A 13,232-nucleotide genomic window follows, 5' to 3' on the forward strand; every position below is an offset into this window, starting at 1 on the left:
TTGAAGATTGCGCTGTGGTGGCCGTGCGGTCTGGCGCTGGCCTTCGCCGGCGCCAACGCCCACGACCCCTACATGACGCCGGTGCGGGGCTGGTCGGTGCCGGTGCTGGCCCTGGCCGGGCTGGGCGGCCTGCTGGTCCATCTGCGAGGCGCTCCCCGCCGCCCGTTGCTTGCGCTGCTCTGGGCGGCGGTGTCGCTGTCGGCCTTGGGCGCGGAGGGCGTGTACCAGACGCGCAAGGCGTCCGTCCTCGCGGCGCGGGGGCCTCTGGCGGCGGAGCTTGGTTCGCGCTTCATCGTCGGCTACACGCGGTTCGAGGAGGTCGAGGTTCTGGCCGCGCGCGGGTTGATCGGCGGTGTCTTCGTCTCGCGGCGCAACCTGAAGGGCCGCTCCGCCGAGGAGCTGCGCGACGAGATCGGCCGTCTGCAGGAGATCCGGCGCCGCGCCGGACTGCCGCCGCTGCGGGTGGCGGCCGACCAGGAGGGCGGGATCGTGTCCAGGCTGTCGCCCTGGTTGCCGCAACGCCCCGCCCCCGCCGCGCTGGCCGAGCTGCCGCCCGCCGAACGCCGCGCCGCCGCCCGCCGGCTGGGGGCCGAGCAGGGGCGCGATCTGGCCTCGCTCGGCGTGACGATCAACTTCGCGCCGGTGCTCGACCTGCGGGTCGACCGCCCGTCCAACCCGCTGGACTTCAACAGCCTGATCGCCAAGCGGGCGATCTCCAGCGATCCGGCCGTGGTGGGGGAGGTGGCCGCCGCCTACGCCGGGGGGCTGGCCGAGGCCGGAATCCACCCGACGCTCAAGCATTTCCCCGGCCTCGGCCGCGTCGCCTCGGACACCCATCACTTCCGCGCCGTCCTGCCCGATTCCCGGGAGACGCTGGAGGCGACGGACTGGCGGCCGTTCCGCCGCGTGCTCGCGGAGAACCCGCAGGCACTCCTGATGGTCGGCCATGTGGTGCTGGGCGCGGTCGACCCCGACCGCCCGGCCTCCCATTCGCGCCGCGTGATCGACGGGCTGCTGCGCCGGGACTGGGGCTATGACGGCCTCGTCGTCACGGACGATCTGGTGATGACGCCCGTCTACCAGTACGGGCTGTGCCGGGCCGTCGAGGAGGCGCTCAACGCCGGAGTCGATCTGCTGCTGGTCGCCTTCGACGGCCGGCAGTTCTACCGCGCCATGGCCTGCGCGCTGGAATCCGGCCGGCGCGGCGCCCTCGACCCGGCGGCGCTGGCCGCCAGCCGCGAACGCCTGCGGCGGGAGCCGTCCGCCGGCGGACCGGCCTCGGCGCTCGGCGACTCAGCCCTTCACGAGAGGGCACTTGCTTTCGGACAGCGGTAGGAAGGCGTCGTCGCCGGGGATGGTGCTGAGGATCTTGTAATAGTCCCAGCGGCCCTTGGATTCGGCCGGGCTCTTGACCTCGACGAGATGCATGTCGTGGACCATGCGGCCATCGGCGCGGACCTTGCCGTTGCGGGCGAACATGTCCTCGATGGGCACGGATTTGAGCCGGTCCACCACGGTCAGCCCCTTGTCGGTGCCGGTGGAGTCGATGGCTTTCAGGTAGTTCAGCACGGCCGAGTAGACGCCGGCCTGCGCCATGGTCGGCATCTTGCCCTCGTGCCGCTGCCCGAAGCGCCTGGCGAACTCGCGCGTCCGGTCGTCGGTGTCCCAGTACCAGCCGGTGGTGATGATCATCCCCTTGGTCACGTCGAGGCCGAGGCTGTCGATGTCGGTCAGGAAGACCAGCATGCCGACCATCTTCTGCCCGCCCTGGGTCAGGCCGAACTCGTTGGCCTGCTTGACCGCGTTGACGAAGTCGCCGCCCGCGTTGGCCAGCGCCACCACCTGCGCCCCCGACGACTGCGCCTGGAGCAGGAAGGAGGAGAAGTCCGGCGTGGCGACCGGCGCCCGGACCGTCCCCAGGACCTCCCCGCCGGCCTTCTTCACCGCGTTGGCCGTGTTGGTCTCAAGGCTGCGGCCGAAGGTGTAGTCGGCGGTGATGAAGAACCATTTCCTGTTGCCCTGCTGGGTCAGCGCGCGGCCGGCGCCGTTGGCGAGCGCGTAGGTGTCGTAGGTCCAGTGCACGCCGGTGGGGGAGCATTTCTCGTTGGTCAGCTCGGTGGTGCCGGCGGTGGAGTTCAGGTGGACCCGGCCGGTCTCCCGCGTCACCTCCTGCACCGCCAGCGCGGCGGCGGAGTTGCCGACGTCGACGATCACGTCGACCTGCTCCCGGTCGATCCACTGGCGCGAGACGCTGGCGGCGATGTCCGCCTTGTTCTGGTGGTCGGCGAAGACGACCTGGACCGGCGCGCCCTTGACCGTGCCGCCGAAATCCTCCACCGCCATCTGCGCGGCGACCACCGAGCCGCGCCCGGCGAGGTCGGCGTAGATGCCCGTCATGTCGTCGAGCACGGCGATCTTCACGACGTTGTCGGAGATCTGCGCCTGCGCCGCGCCGGCCAGCGCGCCCGTCAGCGCGATGCCGGCCAAGCCCGCAAGCAGGGCCGTCTTGAGCGTCTTCATAGGTTTGTCCTCCCGGTTCTGATGATGGTTCGTTCGGTGACGCTTTGGCGGCGGCGGGTCAGGCCGTCCTGGCGGCGTCGCGGATCAGGCGGCCCAGCAGGAACTGGTCGCTGTCGCCGTGGGCCAGCCGCGTCTGGTCGGTCTGGGCGTCGATGGCGCGCTTGGTCATGCGCAGGGCCAGCGGCGGGACCGCCGCCGCCTCGCGCGCCAGCCGCAGGCTTTCATCGACCACGGCGCCGTCCCCGGCGACGAGGTCGGCCAGCCCCCAGTCCAGCGCCAGCGCCGAATCGACCCGCAGGTCGGTGAACAGCAGGCGCTTGGCCCGCGCCGGGCCGATCAGCGACACCAGACGCGGCAGCCCGCCCCAGGCGAGGTTGAAGCCCAGCCGGGCCTCCGGCAGGCGCAGATGCGCGGCCTTTCCGAAGACCCGCAGATCCAGGGCCATCGCCAGCACGCCGCCGCCGCCGATGGCCGGCCCTTCGATGGCGGCGATGGTGAGTTGGGGCAGGGCGGCCCAGGCGTCGCACAGGGCGCGGCCGCGTTCGACGGCGGCGTGCCGCTCCAGCGCATCCCCGCCGGTCGGCCAGAGAAGCGGGTCGGACAGGTCGAGGCCGCCGGAAAACACCGTCGCGGTGCCGGTCAGCACCACCGCCCGCGCGGCGGTGTCGGCGCGCAGACGGTGGGCGGTCTCCGTCAGCGCCTCCATCGCCGCCGCGTTCAGGGCGTTGGCGCGCCCGCCCCGGTCGTAGCGGACCAGCGCCACCCCGTCCGTCTGCTCGATCGAAACAAGGCTCATCCCGTTCGCTCCTTTCCCTGCCGACCCGGCGACCGTTCGCGCCGGTTCCGTTTGCCTAACATTCTACTGAGTATGTTGCAATGGTTTGGTTGGTGGTGCAAACATACGAAGGACGGCCCCCGCCGGGTGCGGGCGGCTCAATGGCAGGACGCCAAGGGTTGGACGAAGAGAGAGGGGTTTTGGCGATGCACGGCGATGATTGGGTGAGGATCCCCACGGCGGACGAATGCGTGCTGCGCAATCTTCTGGAAGGGCAGGCGGGGCGGCAGCCCGACGCGGTGTTCGTCACCTTCTGGCGGGGCGAGACCTGGAGCTACCGGGAAACGCTGGAGCGCGTCCGCCGCCGCGCCGCCGCCCTGCGGGCGCAGGGTGTCCGCCAGGGCGACCACGTCCTGTGCTGGATGGGGAACGGGCCGGATCTGCTGACCGCGTGGTTCGCCATCAACTATCTTGGCGCGGTCTATGTGCCGCTCAACACGGCCAGCCGGGGCCGCCCGTTGGCGCACACGCTGGACAACGCCGGGGCTTCGATCCTCATCGCCCACGCCGCCCTGGTCGGCCGTCTGGCGGAGATCGACCGGGGACCGCTGGCGAAAATCCTGACCGTCGGCACGGCGGACTCGGAGTTGCCCGAACTGCCTGGAGTCGCGATCGCGCCCCTGACCGACGCGCCGGCCGAGTCGGACCTGAGCCTGGAGCTTGAGCGGCCGATCCAGCCCTGGGACCCCCACGCGATCATGTATTCGTCGGGCACCACGGGGGCGGCCAAGGGCGTCGTGACCTCCTACGTGCAGATTTACACGATGGGGCCGGACGCCTTCACGAGCATCTCGGCGGACGACCGCTGCATGATCGCCGGGCCGATTTTCCATTGCGGCAGCACGCTTTACGTCTATTGCATGCTGGGCAAGGGCGGCTCCATGGCGATGGTTCCGGAGTTCCGCACGGCGGATTTCTGGGACTCGATCCGCGACACCGGCAGCACGGTGGTCCTGCTGCTGGGCATCATGGCGAACTTCCTGCTGAAGGCGCCGCCGACCGCGCGGGACCGCGACCATACCCTCAAGAAGGTTTTCATCGTTCCCTTCGGCGAGGATGCCCCCCGGTTCGGCGCCCGCTTCGGCGTCGCCCTTTACACCGTCTACAACATGACCGAGATCGCCAGCCCGCTGACGGCCGGCCCGGACGACATGGTGCCCGGCCTGTGCGGCCGTCCGCGCCCCTGCTTCGAACTGCGCGTGGTGGATTCCAACGACGCGGAGCTGCCGCCGGGCAGCGTTGGTGAGTTGATCATTCGTTCCCACCGGCCCTGGGCGCTCGGTTCGGGCTATTACCGCAACCCGGAGGCCACGCTGGCGGCCACGCGCAACGGCTGGTTCCACACCGGCGACGCCTTCCGCATGGAGGCGGACGGGCGCTTCTTCTTCGTCGACCGCCTGAAGGACGTGATCCGCCGCCGGGGCGAGAACATCTCGTCCTTCGAGTTGGAGGCGGAGATCTGCGCCCACCCGGCCGTGCGCGAGGCGGTGACCGTCGCCGTTCCCAGCGAGGTCGGCGAGGACGAGGTGCTGGCCGTCGTCGCTCCGGTTCCCGGTCTGGTCATCGATCCGGCGGAACTGGTCGGCTTCCTGGCCGCGCGCGTGGCGCATTACATGGTGCCGCGCTACGTCCGCGTGGTGGAGGAATTGCCCAAGACGGCCAGCGGCAAGCTCCAGAAGCACACGCTGCGGGCGGATGGGCTGACCGAGGATTGCTGGGACCGCGAGGCGGCGGGCATCCGGCTCAAGCGCGAAAGGCTTGGGTAAGAGGCGGTTGAGTTTACGATCCCGGTTGAAAGCCCTCCTCCCACAAGGGAAGAAGGGCTTTCAGAACTCCCCAGTCACCCCGGCGCGTTCAGCCCCTGCATGATCGACTCCACGATCTTGTCGGCGAGGATCTCGCGGTCGTCGCGGGTCTCGGACGGGCGGGGGCGGTACCAGATCGACAGCCAGTTGATGGCGCCCAGCGCCACCTTGACCGCCACCGACACGTCGCTGGTGCGGATCGTGCCGTCCTCGACCCCCTCGTAGGCGACCCGCTTGAACAGGCTCTCGAAGTCGTTCCGCACGGTCATCAACTCGGCCAGCGTGCGGCGCTGCTCGGGGGTGGTGGCGCTGAAACGGTGCATCTCCACACCCTGCACGACCACCGCCTCCAGGGCGAGATTCTCCATCATCGACAGGGCGTGCCGGCGGAACATGGCGCTGAGGCGTTGCGCCGCCGGTTCCGGCCCCTTCATCACCGGGGTGACCGCCTCGAAGTTGCGCCGCATCCCCTCGCGGTGGACGTCGAAGAACAGTTCCGTCTTCGAGCGGTAGTAATGATAGATGCGGCCCTTCGTGGAGCCCAGACGCCGCGCCACGTCGTCGATGCTCGCCGCGTGATAGCCCTGCTCCATGAAGCATTCGGCGGCGGCGATCAGGATGTCGAGGTTGCCGTTCTTGTCGATGCGGGGTGACAGCGGGTTCTTTTCGCTACTCATCGTCCAGTTCCAACTCGATTCGTTCGTCGGCGATCAACCCGTTTCGCCCGCATCGTCCCGCCACGGCACCGGCCGGTTCCGCGAAGCTAGGACCAATCCATCCGGCAGGCAACATTTCTGCCTGGACAGCGCGGGCAGGCTCACATACTACTTGGTATGTTATTTGTGCGCAACGCAAGCAAACTCGGTGGCGGCCGCACCCGGTGGCCGCACCCAATGAACGGGAAGACGCCCCATGACCGCACGCATTCCCGTCGGGGAGCTGGAACGGCGCGTCGGCGGCGAGATCGGCGTGTCGCGCTGGTTCGCCATCGACCAGGCGCGCATCGACTCCTTCGCCGACGTCATCGACGACCACCAGTTCATCCACGTCGACCCCGAGCGCGCCCGCCGGGACAGCCCCTTCGGCGGCACCATCGCCCACGGCTTCCTGTCGCTGTCGCTGCTGACCGCGATGGGGGAGGGCGTCTTGCCCGAGATCGCCGGACAGGCGATGGTTATCAACTACGGTTTCGACCGCGTCCGCTTCCTCGCCCCGGTCAAGTCCGGCGCGCGGGTCCGCGCCCGCTTCGTCCTGAGCGGGGCGGACCGCCGGTCGGAGCGGGAACTGGTGGCGCGCTACGCCGTGACGGTCGAGGTCGAGGGCGGCGGCAAGCCGGCGTTGGCCGCCGACTGGATCATCCTGACCCTACTGGAAGAACAGGTGGAAGCAGCATGAGCACTCAACCCGACGGCATCCGATTCGACGGGCGCGTCGCCATCGTCACCGGGGCGGGGAACGGCCTGGGACGCGGCTACGCGCTGGAACTGGCGGCGCGCGGCGCCAAGGTGGTGGTCAACGACCTGGGCGGCGGGCGCGACGGCCGGGGCGCCTCGGGCGCGGCCGAGACGGTGGTGGAGGAAATCCGCAGCCGGGGCGGCGAGGCCGTCGCCGACGGGGCGAACGTCACCGACGCCGCGCAGGTCGCGGCGATGGTCGGGCGCGTCCACGGGCTGTGGGGCCGCATCGACATCCTGATCAACAACGCCGGCATCCTGCGCGACAAGAGCTTCGCCAAGATGGAACTGGAGGATTTCCGGTCGGTGGTGGACGTGCATCTGATGGGGGCGGCCAACGTCACCCACGCCGTCTGGCCGATCATGCGGGCGCAGAATTATGGCCGCATCCTGATGACGACCTCGACGTCGGGCGTCTACGGCAATTTCGGCCAGTCGAACTACGGCGCGGCGAAGGCCGGGCTGGTCGGGCTGATGAACGTCCTGCATCTGGAGGGCATCCGCAACGGCATCCACGTCAACGCCGTCGCCCCCACGGCGGCGACCCGCATGACCTCGGACATCCTCGACGAGACGGCGCTGGCGCGGCTGAACCCGGACTTCGTCACCCCGGCGGCGCTGTTCCTGGTGTCGGAGCAGGCACCGAGCCGCACGGTGATCCTGGCCGGCGCCGGCACCTACGCCCGGCTCGCCATCGTCGAATCGGACGGCGTCTACCTGCCCGAGGGCGAGCGGACGCCGGAGGCCGTGGCCGCCCGCTTCGCCGACATCGCGACGCTCGACCGCCAGCACGAGGTCGACGCCGGCCTGACCCATGTCGACCGCATCCTGAAGCGCGCGGCGGACGCCGCCGGCTGAGCCGGTTCAAGAAGGGGAGAAAAACGGTGAGAGAAGCCGTCATCGTGTCGACCGCCCGCACCCCCATCGGCAAGGCCTACCGGGGGGCCTTCAACGACACCCAGGCGCAGGCGCTGGGCGGCCACGCCATCGCCCACGCCGTCGCCCGCGCCGGAATCCATCCCGCCGAGATCGACGACGTGGTGATGGGGGCGGCGTTGCAGCAGGGCGCCACCCACATGAACATGGCCCGCCAATGCGCGCTGCGCGCCGGGCTGCCGACCTCGGTGGCGGCGCAGTCGGTGGACCGGCAATGCGCGTCGGGGCTGATGGCCATCGCCATCGCCGCCAAGCAGATCGTCGTCGACGGCATGACCGTCGCGGTCGGCGGCGGGCTGGAATCGCTGTCGCTGGTGCAGACCGACCGCATGAACGTGGAGCGCTGGCGCGACCCCTGGCTGGTCGAGCACCGACCCGACGTCTACATGGCGATGATCGAGACGGCGGAGATCGTGGCGGCGCGCTACGGCGTGTCGCGCGAGGCGCAGGACGCCTACGCCGCCCGCTCCCAGGCGCGGACCGCGCAGGCGCAGGCGGCCGGGCGCTTCGACGACGAGATCGTGCCGGTGACGACGACCATGAAGCGTTACGACAAGGCGACCGGCGCGGCCACCGACCACGCGGTCACGCTGGAGCGCGACGAGAGCAACCGGCCCGACACCACGCTGGCCGGGCTGTCGGCGCTGAAACCGGTGTTCCGCGACGGCCAGCGCATCCGCGAGGGGCGTTTCGTCACCGCCGGCAACGCCTCCCAGCTCTCGGACGGCGCCTCGGCCAGCGTCCTGATGGAGGCGGGGGAGGCCGAGCGGCGGGGCTTGCGTCCGCTGGGCGTCTACCGGGGAATCGCGGTCGCCGGCTGCGACCCGGACGAGATGGGCGTCGGCCCGGTCCACTCGGTGCCGAAGCTGCTGAAGCGGCACGGCCTGACCGTCGACGACATCGGGCTGTGGGAACTCAACGAGGCCTTCGCCGCGCAGGTGATCCATTGCCGCGACCGGCTCGGCATTCCCGACGAGCGGCTGAACGTCAACGGCGGCGCCATCGCGGTCGGCCATCCCTACGGCATGTCGGGCGCCCGGTTGGTCGGGCACGCCCTGATCGAGGGCCGGCGCCGGGGCGTGCGCCACGTCGTCGTCACCATGTGCGTCGGCGGCGGCATGGGCGCGGCCGGTCTGTTCGACATCGCCTGAACAGCCCATGTCATCCCTGACCGAAGGGAAGCAGGGTAAGTTTCCGGAAACCACGAATCAACAGGGAGGACATCCACGCATGGACCGCAAGAACGACACCCGCGACGGCTACCCGCATTTCCAGAGGGTCCCGACCCGCTGGATGGACAACGACGCCTACGGCCACGTCAACAACGTGGTCTATTACAGCTATTTCGACACGGTGGTGAACCAGTACCTGATCGAGACCGGCGCGCTCGACATCGCGGCCAGCCCGGTGATCGGGCTGGTGGTGGACACCGGGTGCAGCTACTACGCGCCGGTGACCTTCCCCGACCGGGTCGAGGCCGGGCTGCGGGTGGCGCGGCTGGGCACCAGCAGCGTCCGCTACGAGGTCGGGCTGTTCCGCAACGACGATCCCACCCCGGCGGCCTGCGGCCATTTCGTGCATGTCTACGTCGACCGCGAGACGCGCCGTCCGGCGCCGCTGCCGGCTCCCCTTCGCGCCGTGCTCGAACGGCTGGTCGCGCCCGCCCAAACCGCCTGATCCCCCTTTCTCGTCGAGGACCAGAGACATGACGGACTTCGTTTTCGAGACCACCCCGAAGCTGGTGTGCGAGGCGGGGGCGGCGGCCCGGCTGGGCGAGATGGCGAAGGCGCTGGGCATCCGCCGCGCCCTGATCGTCACCGACGCCGGGCTGGTGGCCGCCGGGCTGCTGGAACCGGTCCAGGCCGGATTCGCGGCGGCGGGCTCCGCCTGCGTCCTGTTCTCCGACGTGCTGGCCGACCCGCCCGAGGCGTCGGTCGCGCTGGCGGTCCAGGCGGCGCGCGACGCCGGTGCCGACGGCGTGATCGGTTTCGGTGGCGGCAGTTCGCTGGACACCGCGAAGCTGGTCGCCCTGCTGGCCGGCACGCCGCAGGATCTGCCGGACATCTACGGCATCGGCCTTGCCAAGGGGCCGCGCCTGCCGTTGATCCAGGTGCCGACCACCGCCGGCACCGGGTCGGAGGTGACGCCCATCGCCATCGTCACCACGCCGACCAGCGAGAAGAAGGGCGTCGTCTCCAGCCTGCTCTACCCCGATCTGGCGGTGCTGGACGCCCGTCTGACGCTGGGGTTGCCGCCGCGCGTCACCGCGATGACCGGCATCGACGCGATGGTCCACGCCATCGAGGCCTACACCACCCGCCACAAGAAGAACCCGCTGTCCGACAGCCTCGCGCTGCGGGCGCTGAGCCTGCTGGGCGCCAACATCCGCACCGTGATCGAGGACGGGCGGAACGTCGCCGCCCGCGCGGCGATGCTCCAGGGCTCGCTGCTGGCCGGCATCGCCTTCGCCAACGCGCCGGTCGGGGCGGTCCACGCCCTGGCCTATCCGCTGGGCGGCCATTTCCATGTGCCGCACGGCCTGAGCAACGCGCTGGTGCTGCTTCCGGTGCTGGAGTTCAACCGCCCGGCCGCCGAAACGCTCTACGCCGAACTCGCCCCGGCGATCCTGCCCGGCCGCTCCTTCGCCACCCCGGCCGAGGCGGCGGTGGGCTTCATCGGCGCCATGCGGGATCTGGTTGCCGCCATGCCGATGGAGCAGCGGCTGGAGGAGGTCGGGGTGCGGCGCGAGGATCTGCCCATGCTGGCCGCCGACGCCATGAAGGTGCAACGGCTGCTGATCAACAACCCGCGCGAGGTGTCCTACGACGACGCCCTGGCGATCTACGGGCAGGCGTACTGAGACCAAAGACTGCGGCGACGTTTCCTCCCCACCCGTCTTTTCCGTTGTCACGTGGAGGGGTGGGCAAGGCGTCGATTGAAGGCCGTCGGCGTTATCGTGCGCGACGCCTGGAACGCAAAAGGGTAGGGTCCCCGCTCGTTCGGTCCGGTTGGACCCGATAGCAGAGACGAGAGGGGATGTTCATGTACGACGTTGCCATGATGCTGCACCGGCTCACCGCCGTGCTGGCGATTCTCGGCACGCTGGTCTGGGCCTTCGGGGCGTTGCGCGGCGCCGCCCCCGGCCTGACGGCCCGCCGGAAGGGGCTGTACGTCGCGGCGATGGCCTCCACCGGGATCGCGGGGCTGACCGGCCTCGCGGTGACCTTCGCGGGGCCGTGGGCGTCGATGCTGTTCCCCTATCTGGGCCTCGCCGCCGTCGCGGGGCATGGGGTGGCCGGGGGCATGGCCAAGCGGGCGGTGATCGCGGGGAGCCGCAAGACGGTGGCCGGCGCCGTCGCGATCCAGGTGGTCATGCTGCTGGTGGCTTCCTATCTGATGGCCGTCAAGCCGTTCTGACCGCCACTCCATCCATCGGCCAGTCTCGGGAGGAAGCGTCATGAAGCGTAGGACCGTCCTTTTGAGCCTGGCCGGCGGCGTGGCGGCGGGCATCGCCGGACTCCGGCCGGCTGCCGCGCAGGCGCCGCTGCCCGAACTGGCGCCCGCCGCCGATCCCTACGCCCGCTTGCAGGGCGGCGTTCCCCACCACCTGACGCCGGACCAGGAAGCCCAGCGCGTCACCGACAGCCCCGCCCCGGCCGGGCCGTCCGGACGCTGGGTCGGCCGTGCCGCCCTGCCGATCCCGCGCAGCGAGATGGCCTGGGCCACGGTGTCGAACGGGCGGATGCACGTGGTCGGCGGCTATGGCGAGGGGGCGGTCAACCGCGCCTACCATCACGTCTACGACCCGGCGGCGGACCGCTGGCACGGGGCGGCGGCGCTGCCGCGCGGCGCCAACCACGTCGCGGTCGCCGCCATCGATGGGCGGGTCTACGCCTTCGGCGGCTTCACGGAGCAGAACCGGCGCTCCGACGCCAACGCCTACGTCTACGACGGGGCGATGGATGCCTGGACGGTCATCGCGCCGCTGCCGCGCCAGCGCGGGGCGGCGGCGGCCGTGGTGCTGAACGGCGCCCTCCACCTGATCGGCGGCGCCTCGGAACCGGCCAGCGAGCGGGCGAGCGTCGGCTGGCACGAGGTCTACGACCCGGCGGCGGACCGCTGGTCGGCCCGCAAGCCGCTGCCGGGCGCCCGCGACCATGTCGGCTGCGTCGCCCATGACGGCTCCATCCACGTCGTCGGCGGGCGTTTCAACACCTTCGAGTACAACACCGACCTCCACCACGTCTACCGCCCGGACCGCGACACCTGGGAGGCGCTGGCGCCGCTGCCGACGGCGCGGTCCGGGCACGGCCTCGTCGTTTACCGGGGGCGTTTCTTCGCCATGGGCGGGGAGGGCGGCATCCTGAGCGGCGGGGTGCCGCGTCAGGCCAAGGTGTTCGGGCAGATGGAGAGCTACGACCCGGCGGCCGACGCGTGGCAGCGCCACGCGCCGATGCCGACCCCGCGCCACGCGGTGGGGGCCGTCGCCATCGGCGACTGGATTTACGTGGCCGGCGGCGGCGCCGTGCTGGGCGGATCGGTGCAATCCGCCGTGCACGAGGCCTTCACGCTCCAGGGCTGACCATCCTCACGCGCCGGCGGCGCGCATCCGGTCGAAGCTGGCCCACACGCCGTCCGCCCCGTCCCAACTCCCCTGGCTGGCGGCCTTGGAGTATTCGGTGGAGCGCTGCTCGAAGAAGTTGGCGTGCTCGACCCCGTTCAGGATCTCGATCAGCCAGGGTAGCGGGTGCGGCTTGACCGGCTCGTAGCCGCCATCGGTCGCCTTGAAATACCCGTACAGCGTCGGCAACCGAAGCTGGGTCAGCCGCCAGTCGGCGATGTAGTGGACGTAGGCGCGGATGTCCTCCGCCCGCATCCCCTGCACCGGGCCGAGGCCGAAGGCCAGCTCGATGAAGCGCTCCTCCAGCCCGACCATGGTGCGGCAGACGTCGAGGATGTCGTCGCGCACCGAGGGCGTCATGGCGCCGGTCTCGCGGTTCCACTCGTGGAACAGCCGGATGATGCCCTCGCAATGCAGGCTCTCGTCGCGCACCGACCAGGTGACGATCTGGCCCATGCCCTTCATCTTGTTGTGGCGCGGAAAGTTCAGCAGCATGGCGAAGCTGGCGAACAGCGCCATGCCCTCGGTGAAGGCGCCGAACATCGCCAGCGTGCGGGACACGTCGGCCACCGTGCCGACGCCGAAGCTGTGCATGTAGTCGGCCTTGTCGCGCATCTCCGCATAGTCGCGGAAGGCGGCGAACTCGGTCTGCGGCATGCCGATGGTGGTCAGCAGCAGGGCGTAGGCGTCGATGTGGATCGTCTCCATGTTGGTGAAGGCGGCCATCATCATCTGCACTTCCAGCGGCTGGAAGATCGGCATGTAGCGTTTCAGGTAGTTGTCGCTGACCTCCACGTCGCTCTGGGTGAAGAAGCGGAAGATCTGCGTCAGCAGGTTCCGCTCGCCCTCGGTGACGCGGTCGGAGGTCCAGTCCTTGATGTCCTCGCCGAGCGGAACCTCCTCGCCCATCCAATGGACCTGCTGCTGCTTCTTCCAGTAGGCGTAGGCCCAGGGGTAGCGGTCCACGTTGTAGGCGGCGGAGCCCTGGAGAAGCCCGACGCGGCCGGTGCCGATCAGGCTCATGGGGTCGAGGTGGAGAAGCGAGGTCATGCGATGGGGAT

The 13,232-nt window shown here is 70.3% G+C and carries 13 protein-coding genes; 9 read left to right on the forward strand and 4 right to left on the reverse strand.

Annotated elements, in window-relative coordinates; genetic code table 11:
- On the forward strand, positions 1–1,335 hold the full coding sequence (locus tag EJ913_RS25625; protein WP_127003284.1) for a glycoside hydrolase family 3 N-terminal domain-containing protein: 1,335 nt from the start codon (positions 1–3) through the stop codon (positions 1,333–1,335).
- On the opposite strand, the gene EJ913_RS25630 is transcribed toward EJ913_RS25625, so the two are convergent.
- Complete coding sequence (locus EJ913_RS25630) at positions 1,294–2,520, reverse strand: ABC transporter substrate-binding protein (RefSeq protein WP_127003286.1); 1,227 nt, start codon at positions 2,518–2,520, stop codon at positions 1,294–1,296. The two genes, EJ913_RS25625 and EJ913_RS25630, sit on opposite strands and share 42 nt — an antisense overlap.
- A 58-nt stretch (positions 2,521–2,578) precedes the next feature.
- Positions 2,579–3,316, reverse strand: a complete 738-nt coding sequence (locus EJ913_RS25635; protein WP_127003288.1) for an enoyl-CoA hydratase/isomerase family protein — start codon at positions 3,314–3,316, stop codon at positions 2,579–2,581.
- 203 nt (positions 3,317–3,519) lie between these two features.
- On the opposite strand from EJ913_RS25635, the gene EJ913_RS25640 reads away from it, so the two are divergent.
- A complete protein-coding gene (locus EJ913_RS25640; protein ID WP_244939488.1) occupies positions 3,520–5,121 on the forward strand; it encodes an AMP-binding protein in 1,602 nt (533 codons plus the stop codon).
- Between the two features lie 74 nt (positions 5,122–5,195).
- On the opposite strand, the gene EJ913_RS25645 is transcribed toward EJ913_RS25640, so the two are convergent.
- Positions 5,196–5,837, reverse strand: a complete 642-nt coding sequence (locus EJ913_RS25645) for a TetR/AcrR family transcriptional regulator (protein ID WP_127003292.1) — start codon at positions 5,835–5,837, stop codon at positions 5,196–5,198.
- Between the two features lie 235 nt (positions 5,838–6,072).
- On the opposite strand from EJ913_RS25645, the gene EJ913_RS25650 reads away from it, so the two are divergent.
- The 7 genes from EJ913_RS25650 to EJ913_RS25680 all read left to right on the forward strand — a co-directional run bounded on the left by EJ913_RS25650 (position 6,073) and on the right by EJ913_RS25680 (position 12,132).
- Positions 6,073–6,555, forward strand: a complete 483-nt coding sequence (locus EJ913_RS25650) for a MaoC family dehydratase (protein WP_127003294.1) — start codon at positions 6,073–6,075, stop codon at positions 6,553–6,555.
- A complete protein-coding gene (locus EJ913_RS25655; RefSeq protein ID WP_127003296.1) occupies positions 6,552–7,472 on the forward strand; it encodes an SDR family NAD(P)-dependent oxidoreductase in 921 nt (306 codons plus the stop codon). The genes EJ913_RS25650 and EJ913_RS25655 overlap by 4 nt, the downstream gene beginning before the upstream one ends.
- Before the next feature lie 26 nt (positions 7,473–7,498).
- Complete coding sequence (locus EJ913_RS25660; RefSeq protein WP_127003298.1) at positions 7,499–8,701, forward strand: acetyl-CoA C-acyltransferase; 1,203 nt, start codon at positions 7,499–7,501, stop codon at positions 8,699–8,701.
- A gap of 79 nt (positions 8,702–8,780) precedes the next feature.
- Positions 8,781–9,227 (forward strand): acyl-CoA thioesterase, encoded by a 447-nt coding sequence (locus tag EJ913_RS25665; protein WP_127003300.1) that lies wholly within the window; start codon positions 8,781–8,783, stop codon positions 9,225–9,227.
- Positions 9,228–9,255: 28 nt separating this feature from the next.
- Positions 9,256–10,410 (forward strand): iron-containing alcohol dehydrogenase, encoded by a 1,155-nt coding sequence (locus tag EJ913_RS25670; protein ID WP_127003302.1) that lies wholly within the window; start codon positions 9,256–9,258, stop codon positions 10,408–10,410.
- A 182-nt stretch (positions 10,411–10,592) separates the two neighbouring features.
- Positions 10,593–10,967, forward strand: coding sequence for a hypothetical protein (locus EJ913_RS25675; protein WP_127003304.1), 375 nt, complete (start codon positions 10,593–10,595; stop codon positions 10,965–10,967).
- 40 nt (positions 10,968–11,007) lie between these two features.
- Positions 11,008–12,132, forward strand: a complete 1,125-nt coding sequence (locus EJ913_RS25680; protein WP_127003306.1) for a Kelch repeat-containing protein — start codon at positions 11,008–11,010, stop codon at positions 12,130–12,132.
- 6 nt (positions 12,133–12,138) lie between these two features.
- Here the strand turns inward: EJ913_RS25680 and EJ913_RS25685 are convergent, their stop codons facing one another.
- The gene (locus tag EJ913_RS25685) at positions 12,139–13,221 is read right to left on the reverse strand and encodes a ribonucleotide-diphosphate reductase subunit beta (protein ID WP_127003308.1); all 1,083 of its coding nucleotides are present in this window, start codon (positions 13,219–13,221) and stop codon (positions 12,139–12,141) included.
- Positions 13,222–13,232: the final 11 nt, after the last annotated feature.

Origin of the sequence: Azospirillum doebereinerae, assembly GCF_003989665.1 — a bacterium.
GTDB classification, from domain to species: Bacteria; Pseudomonadota; Alphaproteobacteria; order Azospirillales; family Azospirillaceae; genus Azospirillum; species Azospirillum doebereinerae.